This is a genomic window from Rhodococcoides sp. S146-33, assembly GCF_059489205.1.
On sequence record NZ_JCAJWY010000002.1, the window covers coordinates 428547 to 450509 of the forward strand.

At 66.6% G+C, this 21963-nt stretch carries 1 protein-coding gene; it reads left to right on the forward strand.

Annotated elements, in window-relative coordinates:
* Positions 1–92 precede the first annotated feature (92 nt).
* Positions 93–21857 (forward strand): non-ribosomal peptide synthase/polyketide synthase, encoded by a 21765-nt coding sequence (locus AC5WEY_RS10600; RefSeq protein WP_495645885.1) that lies wholly within the window; start codon positions 93–95, stop codon positions 21855–21857.
* The last annotated feature ends 106 nt before the right edge of the window (positions 21858–21963 follow it).

Sequence of the window (21963 nt, forward strand, 5' to 3'; positions counted from 1 at the left end):
GCGGTGCCGATCCCGGCAGTACGTATCCCCGCCGACCGGGCGGGGCCAACGAGAACGACACGGCACGGTTTTCGATCAGGAGGAATGGATAGATGGCGTCAGGCGGCCTCGGCGGTAGCTCTTCGACTATCGAGGACCTGCCTCGGCTGGTTCGGAGCGTCGGTGCGCTCGAACCGGATCGGGTGGCGCTGACGCACCTCGGTGTGGAGCTGACCTACGTCGGTCTGGATGCGGAGATCACCGCCCTCGATACGGCGATGGGCGGCGCCCTCGGACCCGACGCTCTGGTGCCCGTGGTGCTGTCCACCGCTGTCCCCGGTCTGATCGAGGCAACCGAGGGTGGCCTCGACGCCGTCGTCGCGGGTCTCATCGGCGACGCGGTGTCGGTGTTGGGACACGACACGACAGCCGCTTCGTCCACGGCAGCCGGGCCCCAGAGTTCGGCCGAGGCCGACACGCTCTATCGGCGTTTCGTCGAGCAGGTCGAGCAGACCCCGGACGCACCTGCCCTGACGTTCGCCGGCGAGACGCTGACGTACTCGCAGTTCGCGGATTCGGTGAACAGGTTGGCCCGACACCTGATCGAGCGCGGTGTCGGCCCGGACGCCCGAGTCGGCCTGTCGATTCGTCGATCGATGGACCTGCTGATCGGCATGTACGCGATCACCGCCGCCGGTGGTGCGTACGTTCCTCTCGACCCGGATCATCCGTCCGATCGGTTGGGGTACGTCCTCGATATAGCCGAGCCGGTGGTGGTGGTCACGACCTCCACCGATCACCCCGACGTGCCGGCGTCCACCGAGACCGTGTCGGTGGATACGGTCGATCTGTCCGGGTACTCCGCCGGCCCGGTGACCGACGAAGACCGCCGCGCACCACTCACGTCCAGCGATCTCGCGTACGTCATCTTCACTTCGGGGTCGACCGGTCGGCCCAAAGGCGTCGCGGTGGGGCACAGCGCGATCGTGGCCAACATCGCGTGGCGGCAGCGCGAATACGTCATGACTGCCACGGACGTCGTGCTGCAGAAGACGCCGTTCACCTTCGACGTGTCGGTGTGGGAGTTCTTCTGGCCGTTGCAGATCGGTGCCCGGCTGGTGATCGCCGAGCCCGACGGTCATCGGGATCCCGCGTACCTGGCCCGGATCATCGGTGAGCAGAGCGTCACGATTACCCACTTCGTGCCGTCGATGCTCTCGGTGTACGTCGCCGAACCCGCTGCAGCACAGGTGACGTCGCTGACGACAGTGTTCGCATCGGGTGAAGCCCTGCCGGCACGCACCGTCAATGCCTTCCACCGGATCTCTGCCGCGTCACTGCACAACCTGTACGGCCCCACCGAAGCCGCAGTCGACGTCACGTACTACCGCACGCAGGATGTCGAGGAGGCTGCTGTCCCGATCGGTGCCGCGGTGGCCGACACCGAGCTCTACGTTCTGGACGAGTCGCTGCACCGGGTGCCCAGAGGCGTCGAGGGCGAGCTGTATCTCGCCGGTGTGCAGCTCGCGCGCGGCTATCTGCGCCGAGGCGACCTCACCGCGGATCGTTTCGTCGCCGACCCGTTCGGCGGGCCAGGCGATCGGATGTACCGCACCGGCGACCTGGTGCGCAGGCGCTCCGACGGGCTGATCGACTACATCGGCCGCACCGATTTCCAGGTGAAGCTGCGCGGACTCCGCATCGAACTCGGTGAGATCGAATCGGCTCTGCTCGCCGAGCCGAACGTGAGTCAGGCTGCGGTGCTGGTGCATTCCGACGAGGCCCACGCGGAGCTGGGTGAGCATCTGGTCGGTTACGTCGTCTCGTCCGACCCCGAGATCGACCACAGTGATCTGGCAGCCGCGGTACGGCGTCGTACACCGGACTACATGGTGCCGTCGTTGTTCGTCGTGCTCGACGAGTTCCCGCTCAATTCGAGTGGCAAGCTCGACCGTAAGGCGTTGCCGGCTCCCGACTTCGGGTCGCTCGTCCGTGAATATCGAGCTCCGGACACCGAGACCGAGTCCGCGCTCGTCGAGATCTTCCAGAACGTCCTCGGTATGGACCGCGTCGGCATCGACGACGACTTCTTCGCGGTCGGGGGAAACTCTCTCAACGCCACCCGAGTCGTCGCGCGCGTCAACGCCGAACGCGGTGTGTCCGTGGACGTTCGCGCGTTCTTCGATGCTCCCACCGTGGCCGAGCTCGCCGCTGTCGTCGATGCGGCGGAGACATCGAGTGCGGCACCCCGTGCGGCCCTCACCGCGCAGCCGCGGCCGGAGCGCGTTCCGTTGTCGTTGGCTCAGCAGCGGATGTGGTTCCTGAACCGGTTCGAGCCCGAATCGGCCGTCAACAACATCCCGGTCGCCATCTCGCTGTCCGGCGATCTCGATCTCGATGCGCTGCGCGCGGCAGTCTCGGACGTGTTGGGCAGGCACGAGTCCCTGCGGACGATCTATCCGGATCACGCCGGAGTGGGGTACCAGCAGGTGCTCGAACCCGACTCCGCCACAGTGGACGTGGAGTTCTCGGGCGTCGAGGAGGCCCGGCTGCCGGAGACGTTGCTCGAGTTCGCTCTTCGGCCGTTCGACGTCTCGACCGGCTTGCCCGTGCGCGCAGCCGTACTGGCGCTGTCTTCGACCGAACACATCCTGGCCCTCGTGGTCCATCACATCGCGGCCGACGGTTTCTCGATGGCACCGTTGACGCGAGACGTGGTGACCGCGTACGTGGCCCGCAGTTCCGGACAGGAGCCGGCGTGGACGCCGTTGCCGGTCCAGTACGCCGACTACACGCTCTGGCAGCGGTCGGTACTCGGAAACGAGAACGATCCGACCTCGCTGATCGCCGCACAGGAGGCCTACTGGCGCTCCCAATTGGCCGGCGCGCCCGAACAGCTCGACCTACCGACGGATCGACCGAGGCCGGCGGTGGCGACCACCCACGGCGGTACACATCTGTTCGAGATCGATGCGGACCTCGTCGCGGCGGTCGAACAACTCGGGCGCACCCACGGGGCCACGACCTTCATGGTGGTCCACTCGGCGCTGGCCGTTCTGCTGGCGACGTTGTCCGGTACCGACGACGTCACGATCGGAACACCGGTCGCCGGTCGCGGAGACGCCGTCCTCGACGACGTCGTCGGCATGTTCGTCAACACGCTCGTGCTGCGCACCACGATCGACCCCGCAGCCGGTTTCGCGGATCTGCTCGGCCGAGTCCGCGAGACCGATCTCGCCGCGTTCTCGCACGCCGAGGTTCCGTTCGAGCGACTGGTCGAGGTTCTCGCGCCCACTCGCTCGACAGCTCGTCATCCGCTGTTCCAGGTCATGCTGACGTTCCAGAACCTGGACGCCACGTCCGTGGAGATCCCCGGTCTTCGGGTGAGCGCGCTCGATTACGAGGCGAATCTCGCGAAGTTCGATCTGCAAGTGACCCTGTGGAACTCGGTGGCCGAGGGCACCGATCCGGCCGGATTGACCGTAGCGCTGACGTACTCGGCCGATCTGTTCGACGCGTCGACGATGGCCGCCTTCGGCGAGCGGTTCCTGCGGGTCCTCGAATCGGTGACCCGTGCGCCTGCCGCACCCATCGCCGAGATCGATGTGCTCGATGCCGAGGAACGGTTCCAGGTGCTTCGAGCATGGAACGCGACCGGTCACGACATGTCGTCCGACCGAACACTGGTCGAGATGTTCCGAGCCCAAGTCGAGGCCACGCCCGATGCGCAGGCGCTGGTGTTCGAGGGCGAACGGTTGACCTATGCCGAGTTCGCCGCCCGGGTCAATCGTGTTGCACGAGAACTCGTCTCGCGTGGTGTCGGTCCGGACACGTTGGTCGCTCTCGCGATGGACCGCAGCATCGAGCTGTTCGTGGGCATGTACGCGGTCGTCACGGCGGGTGGGGCCTACGTGCCCGTCGATCCGAGCCAGCCGCGCGAGCGCAACGACTACATCGCCGAAACGGCAAATCCGGTTCTGGTGTTGTCCTCTACCCGTGATCACCTCGAACTCGACGGATTCGACACTGTCGACATCGACGCGCTGGACGTCTCGACACATTCGGCCGAACCCCTCGACGACGCCGATCGCCGGGGAGCGTTGCGCCCGCACAACCTCGCGTACGTCATCTTCACGTCCGGCTCCACCGGCCGCCCCAAGGGCGTCGGCGTCTCGCACGAATCGATCGTCAACCGATTGTCGTGGATGCAGCACGAGTATCCACTGACCGCCTCCGACGTGGTGCTGCAGAAGACGCCCGCGACGTTCGACGTCTCGGTCTGGGAGTTCTTCTGGGCTCTGCAGAACGGTGCCTCGGTGGCCGTCGCTGTACCGGACGGCCATCGCGACCCCGTATATATCCTCGATGTCATTGCGCGCGAACACGTTTCGGTGGTTCACTTCGTTCCATCGATGATGTCGGTGTTCGTTCCCGAGGTCGCTGCGCGCGCCGAGTCCGCAGCAACCCTGCGGCTGGTGTTCGCCTCCGGTGAGGCGTTGGCACCGACGACTGCGCAGGCGCTGCGCCGGGCGCTGACGGCCATCGAGATCCACAACCTCTACGGCCCGACCGAAGCCGCGGTGGACGTGACGTACCACCGAGTCACCGACGACGACACCGCCGTCGTACCGATCGGTGCGCCGGTCTGGAACACGGCCGTGTACGTACTGGACTCCGCTCTGCGACCGGTGCCGGTCGGAGTGCACGGAGAGCTCTACCTCGCCGGAACGCAGCTTGCTCGGGGCTACGTCGGGCGAGCGGATCTGACGGCGGATCGCTTCCTGCCCAACCCGTTCGCCGAAGACGGAGCCCGGATGTATCGCACGGGCGACGTGGTGCGTTGGCTGCCGGGCGGTGAACTCGACTACGTCGGGCGTTCGGACTTCCAGGTCAAGCTTCGCGGTCTACGGATCGAACTGGGTGAGATCGAAGCGGCCCTGCTCGAGCAGCCGTCGGTGAGCCAGGCAGTGACCGTGGTCCGGGCCGATCGGTTGGTGGCCTACTTGGTGGGCACCGGGAGCGTGGACACGCAGTCTCTGCGTGATGCGTTGAGCGAGCGCCTCGCCTCGTACATGGTGCCCGCCGTGATCGTCGTTCTCGACGCTCTGCCCCTCGGCGCAAGCGGCAAGCTGGACCGCAAGGCCCTGCCGGATCCCGAGATCGAGGAAGTCGAGTATCGCGCACCGTCGAATCCCGTCGAGGAGATCGTCGCTCGGGTGTTCGCGGACGTTCTCGGAGTCGACCGCATCGGCGTCGACGACGATTTCTTCGCTCTGGGTGGCAACTCTCTCGTCGCCACCCAGGTGGTCTCGCGGTTGGGTAGCGAACTGGATGCGACGGTCCCGGTTCGTGCACTGTTCGAGGCCAGTACGGTTGCGGCACTGGCGGTTCGGGTGGAGAGTCACCTGGGTGGTGGGGCCGCGGCACCGTTGGTTCCGCAGAATCGGCCGGAGACGGTTCCGCTGTCGATGGCGCAGCAACGGATGTGGTTCCTGAACCGATTCGATCCCGAGTCGGCCGTGAACAACATTCCGGTAGCCATCCGGCTGCGTGGTTCGTTGGACGTCGCCGCACTGCGCGCTGCGGTGTCGGACGTCCTCGAGCGCCACGAATCCCTGCGCACGGTGTACCCGAGTGTGGACGGCTCGGGACACCAACTCGTGCTTCCCACTCGGACCGTCGTCCCGAATCTCCAGCCGGTCGCGGCAACGTCCGATTCGATCGTGGCCGACGTGACCGCCTTCGTGGCCGCAGGCTTCGACGTCACTGCTGCAGTTCCGTTGCGAGTGAGACTGTTCGAGGTCTCCGAGCAGGAACATGTCCTGGTGTTCGTGGTGCATCACATCAGCGCCGACGGTTGGTCCATGGGTCCGCTGACCCGCGATGTGATGACCGCCTACCTCGCACGAGTGGCGGGCGAGTCGCCATCCTGGCAGCCACTGGCGGTGCAGTACATCGACTTCACGCTGTGGCAGCGTTCGGTACTCGGTAGCGAGGCGGATTCGGCGAGCCTGATCTCCCGGCAGGCAACTTTCTGGCGCGAGACGCTGGCGGAGATGCCGGCTGAGCTCGCTCTTCCGCACGATCGGCCACGTCCGGCCGAGTCCTCGGGGGCCGGCGGCCGAGTCGAATTCGAGATCGCCCCCGATGTCCATGCCGGTCTCACTGCACTGGCGAGGGAGAGCGGCACCACGCCGTTCATGGTGCTGCATACCGCCCTTGCGGTATTCCTTGCGCGCATGTCGAATTCGACGGACATCGCCGTCGGCACGGCCATCGCCGGACGCGGAGATGCCGCACTCGACGACGTGATCGGCATGTTCGTCAACACCCTGGTCCTGCGGACCGCGGTGCACCCGGACAAGGGATTCGACGGCATGCTCGCCGATGTCCGCGAGGTGGATCTCGCGGCCTTTGCACACGCCGATATCCCGTTCGAGCGTCTTGTCGATCTTCTCGACCCCGAACGCTCCGCTTCGCGACACCCCCTGTTCCAAGTGGCGATCGCCTTCGAGAACCTTCCGCCGAGTACCTTCGCTCTGCCCGGGTTGGAGGTCTCGGCCGTCGATCTCGACATCGAGACGGCCAAGTTCGATCTGTCGCTGACGTTGCGTGAGTCCGACGGCGGCGGTATGTCCGCGGCGTGGCTCTACTCGCGAGATCTGTTCGACGAGGCGACCATCGTGGGCTTCGCCGACCGCTTCCGACGTCTTCTCGACGGTGTGGTGGCGAATCCGAGTACTCCGGTGGGCGACCTGGGGATTCTCTACGACGACGAATACGACCGCTTGACCCACGTGCATGGCGACGAGGTGTTGGCGGGTGGCACTCTCGCCGAGATCTTCGCTGCCGGAGCCGCTCTCGATCCGCAGGCGATCGCCATCCGCTACCGCGATCGCTCCATCACGTACGCCGAACTCGACAGCACGTCGTCCCAGCTCGCCCGTCTGCTCATCTCCAGGGGAGTGGGGCCGGAGACCGTCGTCGCGCTCGGGTTCCAGCGCTCCTACGAGATGGTGCTCGGGGTCTGGGCAGTGGCCAAGGCCGGCGGTGCCCACCTCCCGGTCGACCCGACATACCCGAGCGACCGCATTGCCCACATGGTCGGTGATTCCGGGGCGGTGCTCGGCCTGACCGCGGCGGCACACCTGGCGTCGGTGCAGGGATCCGGCGGCGGGCCGGAATGGATCCGTCTCGACGACGACGACGTGGTGGCGGCGGTGCGCGATCACTCCGCCGATCCGATCACCGATGCGGATCGGTTGCGGCCGTCGGTGTTCCAGAATCCGGCGTACGTCATCTACACCTCGGGCTCGACCGGTAAGCCCAAGGGCGTCGTGGTGACGCACGCCGGGCTCGGGGGCGTGCTCGACGCCGCCGGCGATCTGTACCACCTGACACCGTCTGCGCGATTCCTGCATGTCTGCTCGCCGAACTTCGATCCGTCCGTCCTCGAATGGATGGCGGCGTTCTCGGTAGGTGCAACTCTGGTGATCGTGCCTGCCGAGATCCTGGGCGGTACCGAGTTGTCCGAGCTGCTGAAGGCCGAGCGGGTCAGCCATTCGATCATCACTCCCGCGGTGCTCGGCACGATGGATCCGGCAGGTCTCGAAGCGCTCGAAGTGCTCTCGGTCGGCGGCGACGTCACCACACCGGAACTGCTCGCGCGATGGGCCCCCGGCCGCAAGTACTTCAACGGCTACGGACCGACCGAGACCACGATCATCTCGAGCTTCGCAGTCCTGACCCCCGGCGAACCGATCACCGTCGGAAGGCCGATTCACGGAATGTCGGCACTCATCCTCGACGATCGATTGCGTCCGGTGCCGTCCGGAGTGGCGGGAGAGCTCTATCTGGCCGGCGGCGCTCTCGCGCGCGGTTATCTCGGTCGCCCCATGCTGTCCTCCGAGCGCTTCGTTGCCAACCCCTACGGTATGGGCGGCGGCCGGATGTATCGCACCGGAGACGTGGTGCGCTGGACCGAGGATCTTCAACTCCAGTTCGTGGGCCGCACCGATTTCCAGGTGAAGGTGCGCGGGTTCCGTATCGAACTCGGCGAGATCGACTCGGCACTGACCGCGTACCCGAGTGTCGAGTTCGCCGTGACACTCGGACACCGGTTGCCCTCGGGCGTCACCACGCTGGTCTCGTACGTACTCCCCGTCCGCGACGCATCGGTCGACGTGGAGGATCTGACGACGTTCGTTGGAAAAGCGTTGCCCAACTACATGATTCCGGCATCGATAATGGTGCTCGACGCGGTGCCGCTGACATCGGTCGGCAAGCTCGATCGGGCCGCCCTTCCTGCTCCGGCGTTCGAGGCACGCGAGTTCGTCGCGCCGGCCACCGCGGTGGAACAGAGCGTCGCCACCGTGTTCGCGGAGGTGCTGGAAGTCGATCGGGTGGGTGCCCAGGACGACTTCTTCGAGCTCGGTGGCAACTCGCTCATCGCGACGCAGGTGGTCTCGCGTCTCGGTGCGATTCTGGACACCACCGTGCCCGTGCGCATGCTGTTCGAGGTGTCCACCGTCGCAGCGCTGGCGGATCGCCTCGAGTCCGGCGTCGGTTCGGGCTCGCGTGCGCCGCTCGTGGCCGGACCTCGGCCCGAGCGTCCACCACTGTCGCTGGCACAGCAGCGCTACTGGTTCCTCAACCAGTTCGACACCTCGTCGGCCGTGGACAACATTCCGTTCGCGGTACGTCTGACCGGTGCGCTCGACACGGCGGCATTGGCTGCCGCCGTCGGCGATGTGGTGGAGCGCCACGAATCGCTGCGCTCGCTCTACCCGGACTCCGAACACGGACCGTTCCAACGGGTACTTCCGGCTGACGAGGCCACCTTGGATCTGTCGGTACGGACAGTCGCAGCGGCCGACGTACTGGAGACGGTGAGCAGCTTCTTCCTGCGCGGCTTCGACGTGACCCGCGAGGTTCCGGTGGACGCGATGCTGGTGCGAATCGACGGGGAGGACGCCGAGCACGTCCTTGCATTCGTCGTCCATCACGTCTCCGCCGACGGTGCCTCGATGGGACCGCTGGCAACGGATGTGATGACCGCGTACACCGCGCGCGCAGCCGGCTTGGCTCCGGACTGGGAGCCCCTGCCGGTGCAGTACGCGGATTACGCGCTGTGGCAGCGCACCGTTCTCGGCTCCGACGACGACGAGAATTCTGTTGCGTCGCAACAGGTTCGGTACTGGAAGGAAGCACTGGCCGATCTGCCCGATCAGCTCGTACTGCCCACCGACCGACCTCGCCCCCCGACCCAGAGCTTCCGGGGCGAAACGGTGCGCTTCACCGTCGACGCCGCGGTGCACGCCGCGGTCGCAGATCTCGCACGATCACGTCAGGCCAGTGTCTTCATGGTCGTCCACTCGGCCTTCGCCGCGTTCCTGGCACGTGTGGCGGGAACCGAGGACGTCGCCATCGGAACGCCCATCGCCGGCCGCGGCGAGAGCGCGCTCGATCCCATGATCGGCATGTTCGTCAACACGTTGGTGTTCCGGTCCACGGTGCACCCGTCCATGACCTTCGAGGAGTTGCTGGCGCAGGCGCGCGAGCGCGACCTGTCGGCATTCGCTCACGCGGACATCCCGTTCGAGCGTCTGGTCGAGGTACTCAACCCGGTGCGCTCCACCGCGCGAAACCCGCTGTTCCAGATCGGCTTGTCGTTCCAGAATCTGGCCGATCTGAGCTTCGAGTTGCCGGGGCTGACCGTCCGCGGTGTCGACGCCGAGTCGACCCTCGCCAAGACCGACCTCCAACTGACGGTGTCCGATCGCTACGCCGCCGACGGCACGCCCATGGACATGGACGCCGAATTCACCTTCGCCACCGACCTGTTCGACAGGTCGACGGTCGAGGCCTTCGCCCGTAGATTCGTCGCGGTGCTGGCCGCGGTGGCTGCGGATCCGAGTGCAGTCGTCGGAGATCTGGACCTGCTCGACGAGACAGAGCGAACGACGATCCTGGACACCTGGAACGACACCGATCACGATGTCGATCTTTCGCAGACCCTCGTGTCGCTGTTCGACGCTCAGGTCGACGCCCGTCCCGACGCACCGGCGCTCAGGTACGCCGGCCGGACACTGACCTACCGCGAGTTCGACGGTCGGATCAACCGTCTGGCGCGGCGGTTGATCGCCGCTGGAGTGGCCCCGCAGGTGACGGTGGCACTCGCGCTCGGGCGTTCGGTCGAGCTGCTCGTCGCGATGTACGCGGTGAGCAAGGCCGGCGGAATCTATGTGCCACTCGATCCGGATCAGCCGGCTGCCCGCATCGCCGACATCGTCGACGACGCATCGCCACTGTTGATCCTGAGCTCGACCCGTGACGGGTTCTCGGCTCCCGAGGACAATGGTCGGTCCGTGCCCGTCGTCCTGATCGACGCGGATTCGGACGGGTACGCAGACATCTCCGATGCCCCGATCACCGACGACGAACGACGTGCGCCGCTGCGTGCCGCGAACACGGCGTACGTGATCTTCACGTCCGGCTCGACCGGTCGACCCAAGGGGGTCGCCGTCAGTCATCGCGCCATTGTCAACCAGTTGCTCTGGGCGCGTGCCGAATACGGCATCGGCGTCGACGACGCGGTGTTGCTCAAGACCGCGGCGACGTTCGATCTGTCGGTGTGGGAATTCTGGACGGCGTCGATCTCCGGCGGCTGCACCGTGGTCGCCGAGGCCGGTGGACACCGCGATCCGAGCTACCTGCTGGAACTGATGGCAGAGGCGAACGTGACGACACTGCACACGGTGCCGTCGATGCTCGACGCGTTGATCGCGGCGTCCGGCGGCACGCTGCCATCGGCGCTGCGTCGAATCCTGGCCATCGGCGAGACACTGCCGCCTGCCACCGCTCAGCGTGCGCTCCGCGCGACGCGAGCACGCCTGGACAATCTGTACGGTCCCACCGAGGCAGCGGTGTCGGTCACCGCGCACCGGGTGCACGATTCCGGGACGGGGCCGGTTCCCATCGGCGCTCCCGAGTGGAACACCCGTGTCTACGTACTGGATTCACGTCTGTCGCCGGTTCCGGTCGGTGTCACGGGAGAGCTCTATCTCGCGGGCAGTCAGCTGGCCGACGGCTATGTCGGGCGGCCCGATCTGACTGCGGAGCGGTTCGTGGCCGATCCGTTCTCGCCGGGCGGACGGCTGTATCGCACAGGCGATCTCGCAGCATGGCGCGGCGACGGTGAACTGGAGTACGTGGGTCGTTCGGACTTCCAGGTCAAGATCCGCGGCTTCCGCATCGAGCTCGGTGACATCGACGCCGCGCTCCGCTTGATCGAATCGGTACGCGATGCGGCCGTGGTCGCCTCGAACGACGAGCGCCTCGGGGATCGACTGATCGCCTACGTGGTGCCCGTCGACGGCGTATCGGTCGATCCCGAGACCGTACGTGCGTCGATGGCGTCGTCGGTGCCGTCCTACATGGTGCCGTCCGCCTTTGTGATCCTCGACGTCCTGCCACTCAACGCCAACGGCAAGCTGGACCGAAAGGCCCTGCCGGAACCGGTGTTCGAGGCCGCAGAGTTCCGGGCACCGACCGATCTCGTCGAAGTGACGGTCGCCGGTGTGTTCGCGGACATCCTCGGTGTCGAGCGCGTGGGTCTGGACGACGACTTCTTCGCGCTCGGCGGAAACTCGCTGATCGCCACCCAGGTGGTCTCGCGTCTGGGCTCGGCTCTCGACACCGTTGTTCCGGTGCGGGCCATCTTCGAGTCGCCGACGGTGCTGGGACTTGCCCGCGCCATCGAATCCACCGTCGGTGCCGGTGCGCGCCGTGCTCTGGTGCAGCGCAGGCGGCCCGAGCAGATCCCGCTGTCGCTGGCACAGCAGCGGATGTGGTTCCTGAGCCAGTTCGATCCCACCTCGGCGGTGAACAACATCCCGGTGGCGATCCGACTGTCCGGCGATCTGGACGTGCCTGCACTGGTGCGAGCGGTGACGGATGTGGTCTCGCGGCACGAGATTCTGCGCACCGTGTACCCCGAGGTCGACGGGCGAGGCAGTCAGGTCGTCCTCGGCCTCGCCGAGGGCGCACCGTCCGTCGACGTCATCGACACGGCAGCCGCCGCTGTGCCCGAGACGTTGCGGCGGTTCGTCTCCGAGGGCTTCGACGTCACCAGCGCCGTTCCGGTGCGGGTGGCGATCCTGCGGATCGACGAGCGTGAGCACGTCCTGGCATTCGTGGCCCACCACATCGCCGCCGACGGATTCTCCATGGGACCGTTGACCCGCGACATCATGGTCGCCTACACCGCACGTGCGGCGGGCGACGATCCGCAATGGGCACCGTTGCCCGTCCAGTACGCAGATTTCACCCTGTGGCAGCGCGAGTTGCTCGGCACCGAGGGCGATCCGGAATCGCCCATGGCTCAGCAGCTCGGCTACTGGCGTTCGGTACTGCGCGGCGCGCCTGCACAACTCGATCTGGCGACCGATCGACCGCGACCGGCGGTGGCGACGAACAGAGGTGCGGCATACAACTTCTCGCTCGACGCCGAACTGCACGAGAGCATCGCGCGGGCGTCTCGGGAGAACAACGCGACGGTGTTCATGACCGCGCACACCGCTCTCGCAGTGCTGTTGGCTGCGTTGGCGGGAACCGACGACGTGGTGATCGGGACCCCGGTGGCCGGGCGCGGAGACTCCAACCTCGACGACCTCGTCGGTATGTTCGTCAACACCCTCGCACTGCGCACGTCCGTCGAGCCGGGCACGACGTTGCGCGATCAGCTCGCTCTGGTGCGAGAGGTGGACCTCGGGGCGTTCTCGCACTCCGACATACCGTTCGAGCGACTCGTCGACGCGATCGCGCCGGAACGGTCGCAGGCCAGGCACCCGATCTTCCAGGTGATGCTCACGTTCCAGAACCTCGGCGAACAGTCGTTCGCGCTTCCCGGTCTCGACATCGACGGTGTCGATCTGTCGAGTGCGATCGCGAAGTTCGATCTACAGGTGACACTGTGGGAGAAGTTCGACTCCGCAGGCGCGCCCGATGGCGTCGACGTCCAATTCGATTACGCCACAGATCTGTTCGACGAATCGTCGATGGTCGCCTTCGCGCGCAGGCTCGTCCGGGTTCTCGAGTCGATGACGGCCGAGATCGACCTGCCCGTCGGCGACGTCGATCTCCTCGAGCCTGCCGAGCGCACCGCCGTCCTCGAACAGTGGAACGCAACCGACCACGAGATCGACGATCGGCACACCCTGATCTCCCTGTTCGCCGAGCGGGTAGCCGCAGCGCCGAACAACGTGGCTCTCGGCTTCGGCGACGAGCAGATCGACTACGCGGAGTTCTCCGGACGGGTGAATTCGCTTGCCCGAGTACTCATCGGGGAGGGGGTGGGCCCCGAGACGGTGGTCGCGATCGCGATGCGTCGTTCGCCGGACATGCTCGTCGGCATCTACGCGGTCCTCGCAGCAGGCGGTGCCTACGTGCCGGTCGACCCGGACCAGCCGTCCGATCGGATCGAGTACATCCTCGAGACGGCAGCACCGGTCGCGGTGCTGACCACCACTCGCGACGGGGGCGTCGCCGGCTCGTCCGTTCGGCAGATCCTGCTGGACACCGTGGACACCGATGCGTACGCGACCCGACCGGTCGCGGATTCGGAGCGACTGGCACCACTGAGGCCGTCGGACACCGCCTACGTCATCTTCACCTCGGGCTCGACGGGCAAGCCCAAGGGTGTCGCCGTCACGCACGCCGCCATCGTCAACCGTCTGCTGTGGATGCAGCACGAGTACGAGCTCACCGTCGACGATGTGGTGCTGCAGAAGACCCCTGTGACGTTCGACGTCTCGGTGTGGGAGTTGTTCTGGCCGTTGCAGATCGGTGCGCAGCTCTACATCGCCGAGCCGGACGGTCATCGGGACCCCGCATATCTGGTGGAGACGATCGAACGCCGCGGTGTCACCACCGCACACTTCGTTCCCTCGTTGCTCGCCGTGTTCGCTGCCACCGACGGCATCGGGCGATGCAGCGCTCTGCGGATGCTGTTCGCATCGGGTGAGGCCCTACCGGTTTCGGTAGCAGCCGGCATCCGCCGGGCACTGCCCGCCGTGGAACTGCACAACCTGTACGGGCCGACCGAGGCCGCCGTGGACGTGACGTTCCATCGGGTCACCGACGCAGACACAGTGTCGGTGCCTATCGGCATGCCGGTATGGAACACCAGGGTCACCGTGCTCGATGCTCGTCTGCACCCGGTGCCGATCGGCGTGCCGGGCGAGCTGTACCTGGCCGGAACCCAGCTGGCCCGAGGCTATCTGGGACGACCCGACCTGACAGCCGACCGATTCGTCGCAGATCCGCACGGACCAGTCGGGAGTCGGATGTACCGCACCGGCGACCTCGTGCGCTGGAACACCGGGGGAGAGCTGGAGTACCTGGGGCGCACCGACTTCCAGGTCAAGCTCCGCGGCCTTCGCATCGAGCTCGGTGAGATCGAGTCGGCCCTCATCGCCGACCCGACCGTCGATCAGGCCGTCGTGCTCGTGCGGCAGACGCCGTCGGCGGGCGAAATTCTGGTGGGCTACGTGGTACCCGCCTCCGGCGCGGTCGTCGATCCGGCGGCCCTGACGGCGGTCGCGGCGCGGACGGTGCCCGAATACATGGTTCCGGCGTCGGTGGTGGTTCTCGAATCACTTCCGCTCGGACCGAACGGCAAGCTGGACCGACGTGGACTACCGGATCCCGAGTTCGGTAGCGACGCCGAGTTCCGCACTGCGAGCACCGATACCGAGCGCATCATCGCCGACGTGTTCGCCGACGTCCTGGGACTCGAGACGGTGGGCGTCGACGACTCCTTCTTCGCGCTCGGTGGCGACAGCATCGTGTCCATTCAGTTGGTCTCGCGCGCCAAGGCAAGAGGAATCCAGTTCGGTCCACGAGATGTGTTCGAGCGCAAGACCGTTGCCGGGCTGGCAGAGGTGGCCGTCATCGTCGGCGAGGGTGCGGACACGGTCGTCCTCGACGAACTCGACGGCGGTGGAGTCGGTTGGCTGCCGCTGCCACCGTTCGGTGCAGCTCTGCTGCAGCGCGGCGGTGGGTACCGTCGCTTCCATCAGGCGCTCACACTCGAGCTCCCGGCAGGCATCGACCGCGACGGTGTCGTGGCCACGCTCACTGCTGTCGTCGACCACCACGACGTTCTTCGGTCCACCCTCGTGCACGACGATCGTGGCTGGGGCCTCGAGGTGGGCGAGTCCGGTTCGGTGGACGTCGACGAGCTGCTGACGACCGCGTCGGCGGACGGTGGAGCCGCCGCGGTGGATGCGGCGGTCGGATCGCTCGATCCGGAGAACGGGCGCATGCTCGCGTTCGTGTGGGTCGACAGCGCGCCGAACACACTGACGGTCGTCGCGCATCACCTCGTCGTCGACGGCGTGTCGTGGCGAATTCTGGTGCCGGACTTCGTGTCCGCGTGGGCGCAGATCGCCGGCGGCACCACCCCGGTTTTGCCGGATGTCGGTACTTCGATGCGGCGCTGGACACACGCACTCGTGGAGGAAGCCGCGCGCCGGACGCACGAGTTGCCGGAGTGGCGCCGCATCGCCCGGACCCCGGACCCGGTACTGGGGGAGCGGGACTTCGAGCCGGCCGTCGACGTCGTGGACACCCTCGAGCGAGTCGAGATGTCCCTGTCGTCGGATACCACGCGTACGTTGCTGACCACGGTTCCCGAGATCTACCACGGCGGAGTCGCGGACGGACTGCTCGCCGCACTAGCTCTGGCAGTCACCGCGCTGCGCAGGGAACAGGGAATCGATGCCCCGGCGACACTGCTTCAGCTCGAAGGTCACGGCCGCGAGGAGTCCGTGGTCCCAGGAGCAGATCTCGGCCGGACCGTCGGCTGGTTCACCAGCCTCTTCCCGGTTCGGCTCGACCTGACCGGAATCGACGTCGACGACGCCCTCGGCGGAGGCTCTGCCCTCGGCGACGCCGTGAAGGCCGTCAAGGAGCAGATGCTGGCGTTGTCCGACCGAGGAATGGGCTGGGGGCTGCTGCGCTACCTCGATCCCGCGAGCGAGACGGAGCTGGCGGCGCTGTCCACCGGGCAGATCAGCTTCAACTATCTCGGTCGGGTCGGTACCGGTGAGGTACCGGAGGACATGAAGTCTCTCGGCTGGTTGCCTGCCGAGGAGACCGCAGGTCTGTCTGCAGCCGGTGATCCGGACATGGCCGCGAACAAGACGATCGACATCAACGCCATCGTGGTGGACACCGACGACGGCAGCGCCCTGAGTGCGTCGCTGGCGTTCCCGCGGGGCGCGATCTCCGAGGCGACCGTGGCGCGTCTGGCGCAACTGTGGTCGGAGCTGCTCGACTCGCTCGCGGCCCACGCACGTACACCCGGTGCCGGTGGCCTCACTCCGTCGGACCTTCCGTTGGCGCGTGTGAGTCAGACCGACATTCTCGGCTTCGAGCAGCGGTATCCGGCACTGACCGACGTGTGGCCGCTGGCACCATTGCAGCAGGGCTTGCTGTTCCATGCCCTGTTCGCCGACACCTCGCTGGACGTCTACACGATGCAGGTCGTGCTCGACCTGGCAGGCGAGGTCGATCAGGAGCGTCTGCGTGATGCCGCGCAGGCCCTGCTGGATCGGTACGAGAACCTCCGCGCCGTGTTCGCGGTGACCGCGGACGGCGACAGCGTGCAGATTGTTCAGCAAGGTGTGCGGTTGCCTTGGCGCACTGTCGATCTCAGCGATGTCGAGGAGAACGCGCGCGGCGCCGCGGTCGCGGCTGCACTGGACGAGGATCAGCGGGAGCATTTCGACATCACCACCGCCCCGTTGTTGCGGTTCTTGCTGATTCGCCTCGGGCCCACGACGTACCGACTGGCGATGACCAACCATCACGTGCTGCTGGACGGCTGGTCGCTGCCGCTGGTGATGAAGGAGCTGCTCTACCTCTACGCCGTCCGTAGCGACACCTCGTCGATGCCGCGTCCGCGCTCGTATCGCTCGTTCCTGCAGTGGCTCGGTCAGCGAGACCCGGAGACCTCCCGGCAGGCGTGGGCCCGTTCGCTCGACGGCGTCGACGAACCGACACTGCTGACTCCACCGACCCTGGGCCGCGAGATCTCGACCCGATCGGCGGAGACCGAGGTACGGATCGACGGCGAGGCCACCGCAGCGTTGATCGCGCTCGGTGGACGCCTCGGCGTCACCGTGAACACGTTGGTACAGGCCGCGTACGGAATGCTGTTGGCTCAGATGACGGGCCGCGACGACGTGGTCTTCGGGGCCACGGTCTCGGGTCGGCCCGCGGACCTGCCCGGAGTCGAGTCGATGATCGGCTTGTTCATCAACACCATTCCGGTACGGGTTCGCCTCGATGCACACGACACCGTGGAGCAGTACCTCACGCGGCTCCAAGGTGAGCAGGCCGATCTGCTCGATCACCACCACGTGGGATTGGCGGACATCCAGCGGGATGCTGGGCTGGGCAACCTGTTCGACACGCTGACGGTGTTCGAGTCGTACCCGGTGAACGAGGCCGAGTTGGCGCAGCAGGCCGCATCGATCGACGGCATGACCGTCGAGGGTGTCGGCTCCAACGACAACACCCACTACCCGCTGACCCTGCTGGTGGTGGCGAACGAGGAAGTGACGCTGACGGCGAAATACATCAGCGACCTGTTCGACACCCGTGCGGTCGAGTCGATCCTGGCGCGCGTCGTCTCGCTTCTCGCTACGTTCGCGGCGGACCCCACGCGCCGGGTTGTCGACATCGACCTGCTCGACACCGCGGAGCGCACACGAATACTCGACGAGTGGAACGACACTGCCCGCGAGATCGATTCCGCGGCAACGCTCGTGTCGATGTTCGAGGGTCGGGTGGTGCAGTCTCCGGACCGGATCGCGGTCTCCTTCGAGGACGATCGAGTGACGTACGCGGAATTCGCGGGTCGAGTGAACGCGCTTGCGCGACTGCTGATCCGCGAGGGCGTCGGCCCGGAAACGATGGTCGCCATCGCCATGCGGAGATCGGTGGACATGCTCGTCGGTGTCTACGCGGTGCTGACCGCGGGCGGGGCGTACGTCCCGATCGATCCCGACCAGCCGGCGGAGCGCGTCGAGTACATCCTGGCGACGGCCGATCCCGTTGCGATTCTGACGACGGCGGCGGATTCGTCTGCCGTGGAATCGGTCTCGTCCGCCGCACCGCGAATCGTGGTCGATTCCGTCGATCTCACCGGATTCGCCACCGATGCGGTTCGCGCCGACGAGCGCCGCGCCGCGCTGCTCCCCGACGACGTCGCGTACGTCATCTTCACCTCGGGCTCCACGGGCAAGCCCAAGGGTGTAGCCGTGACGCACGCCGCCATCGTCAACCGGCTCGTGTGGATGCAGGACGAGTACGGTCTGACCGTCGACGATGTGGTGCTGCAGAAGACTCCGGTGACGTTCGACGTGTCGGTGTGGGAGTTGTTCTGGCCGTTGCACATCGGTGCCGAATTGGCGATAGCGAAACCGGACGGGCATCGCGACCCGGCCTATCTGGTCGAGATCGTCACCGAGCGGTCGGTCACCGTCGCACACTTCGTGCCGTCGATGCTGGCCGTGTTCGCGGCAGCGGACGGAGTCTCGCGGTGCGGGGGCCTGCGCATGTTGTTCGCGTCGGGTGAGGCGCTGCCGGTATCGGTTGCCTCGGCAATCGCTACGGCACTGCCGAACACAGAACTGCACAACCTGTACGGGCCCACCGAGGCTGCGGTGGACGTGACCTACCACCGCGTCACCGCCGCCGACGTCGCCGGCGTACCGATCGGTGTGCCGGTGGCCAACACCCGAGTGACCGTGCTCGACGCGCGGCTGCGACCGGTGCCGGTCGGCGTCGCGGGTGAGCTCTACCTCGCGGGAGTCCAACTGGCCCGCGGCTACCTCGGGCGAGTGGATCTGACCGCAGACCGGTTCGTTGCCGATCCGTACGGTGCACCGGGTACTCGGATGTACCGGACCGGCGACCTGGTCCGGTGGAACGTCGACGGCGAGCTCGACTACATCGGCCGCACCGACTTCCAGGTGAAACTGCGCGGCCTGCGCATCGAGCTCGGTGAGATCGAGGCGGCGTTGACCGCACACCCCGACGTCGACCGATCGACCGTCCTGGTGACGTCGACGGCGTCGGGCGAAATTCTGGTCGGCTACGCCGTTCCTCGTGCCGGTGCGTCGGTGGACGTGAGCGAGCTGACCTCGTTCGCAGGCAGCCGACTTCCCGGCTACATGGTGCCGACCCAGATCATGGTGCTCGCCGAGTTCCCCCTGAACGCCAGCGGCAAGCTCGATCGAAAAGCGTTGCCGGAGCCGGTGTTCGAGGCGCGTGAGTTCCGTGCACCGGTGACCGTGACCGAGATCGCCATCGCCGACGTCTTCGCCGACGTGCTCGGTGTCGATCAGGTGGGAACGGACGACGACTTCTTCGCGCTCGGCGGAAATTCGCTCGCGGCCACCCGTGCAGCAGCGCGCATCACCGCTGCTCTGGGCAAGCAGGTGGGTGTGCGCGAGCTGTTCGAGAACTCGACAGTCGCGGCGCTCGCAGCGCGCACGGACCTCCAGGGAACGGTGCATCGCGTGCCGCTTCGACCCAGGACGGGCGACGAGCGGGTACCGCTCTCGCTCGCGCAGCAGCGAATGTGGGTACTGAATCGACTCGACCCCGGGTCGGGCGCGTACAACATGCCGCTCGCTCTGCGGCTCACCGGTGACCTGGACGTGGCCGCACTTCAGGCGGCCGCGACGTGGGCGATCGAGCGGCACGAGACGCTGCGAACTCGCTATCCCGAGGATGCCGACGGCACTGCGTTTCAGGAAGTCCTCGACGCCCGTGCCACCACTCTCGACCTCGATCCGATCGACGCCACGGGCGAAGCCGACATCGCCGATCGGGTGCGTCGACTGGTGTACGACGGATTCGATGTCACCGCTGCGCCTCCGGTACGTGGGGCACTGTTCCGACTCGTCGGAACGGAGGACGGCGAACTCCAGTACGTGTTCGTCATCGTGATGCACCACATCAGCGGCGACGGAGCGTCGATGGCACCGTTGGCTCGTGACGTGATGACCGCGTATCTCGCCGCGACAGCCGGCACGGTTCCGACGGTGGCACCGCTGTCGATCCAGTACGCCGACTACACGCTGTGGCAGCGTGAAGTGCTGGGTTCGACGAACGATCCGGGTTCCGCAGCGAATCGGCAGGTCGACTTCTGGCGCACCGAGCTGAGCGGTATCACCCCGGTCATCGCCCTGCCGTGGGACAGGCCGAGAGCGGCAGAGCCCTCGCTACACGGTGGAAGTGTCCGCGCACATCTCGACGCGCAGACCCACGAGGCGTTCCTCGATATCGCACGATCGAACAACGCGACTCTGTTCATGGTGTTGCACAGCGTCCTCGCGGTAGTGCTGGCGAGAACCAGCGGTGCACGGGATTTCGCCATCGGAACTCCGATTGCCGGTAGGGGAGACGAACAACTCGACGACATCGTCGGAATGTTCGTCAACACGCTGGCGCTTCGTACCAGCGTCGATCCGGACGCGACGTTCGAGGATCTCGTGCGCAGTATTCGAGAGAACGACCTGAGGGCATTCGGGAACGCAGACGTGCCGTTCGAGCACGTCGTCGACGTCATCGGGCAGGACCGAACCCCCGGAATCAGCCCGCTGTTCCAGACCGTGTTGTCGGTCGAACCATTGGGTGAGGCTCGCTTCGAACTGCCTGCCCTGACCGTCGAGCCCGTCGAGGGATTCGAGCCGACCGCCAAGTTCGATCTTCAGGTGACGGTGCAAACTCGGCCCGCGGTCGATGCTGACGGCGAACCGGACCTGGCTGTCGAGTTCGCCTACGCCGCAGACCTGTTCGACGAATCGACCGTATCGGCGATGGTAGATCGCTTCGTCAGGATCGCCGACGCCGTGGCGGCGGATCCGGGACTCGAAATCGGTGCGATCGACGATCTCGGCGACGACGAGCGGGCAGCGTTGACTGCATCCCCGACTCCGAACGCGGTGGGCGCGGTGGCCGGTCGAACTTTGCCTCAGTTGCTCGCTGCGACCGTGGAGGCGGATCCGGAGGCCCCTGCGTTGTCTTCTGCAGGCGAGGAGACCACCTACCTCGAGCTCGACCGACGTTCGTCACGCCTGGCCCGTGAACTGATCGACCGCAACGTCGGGCCCGACGTGACTGTTGCCGTCGCCGTCGACGACGCAGTCGAATCCGTCGTGGCCCGGTGGGCGGTGGTCAAGGCGGGTGGTGCTCTGGCCCTGGTGAACGACGTCGACGGTGCCGTCGGAGTGGGCGCGAACGTCGTCGTCATCGACACCGGTGCGGCGCAGCACTGGGATCGAGTCTCCACGGTCGTCGATCTCGGTGACGCGGCGATGTCGAGGTCGGTGACCGACCGATCGCCTCGTCCGATCACGTACACCGACCGTATCGCCGTGCTCTCCGCAGACAGCCCGGCTCTGGTGGTGGACGTGTCGACCGGCGCTACGGTGAGCCACGGTGCCCTTGCTGCCGCGGCCGTTCGGGCGGTCGAAGAGTACGGGATCGACTACGAGTCGCGGCTCGGCGTGCCCACCGCGATCACCTCTCCGTCGGCCTGGTTCGCCGCTGTGCTGGCTGCCTCGGTCGGTGCTGTGTTGGTGATCGATCGGGCCGAGTCGCCCGAAGATTCGGCCGATCTCGTCGTCGCCGAGTGGATGACGCACGTGTTCGTGACTGCGGTGGAAGCCACGGCGGTCGCGGAATTGGAGTCGGACGATCTCGAGGACCTGGTGGCTCTGGTGATCGTCGACGGCGATGCGGACGAGGCCGAACGACCGGTCGGTGTGTCGATACACGGCGCGCCACAGTTCGGCTGAACCCGTTCGGGTCGATAGACTTCGGCCCTGAACAACAACCGTCCGTAGAGACGGTGAGCGTTCTCGACACGCGTCACCGAGGCGGTTGTGTCGGAGCGCCGCCGAT

What these genes read in the sequence shown, in the direction of transcription:
- AC5WEY_RS10600 (WP_495645885.1), top strand. Translation starts at nt 93, where the DNA reads ATGGCGTCAGGCGGCCTCGGCGGTAGCTCTTCGACTATCGAGGACCTG.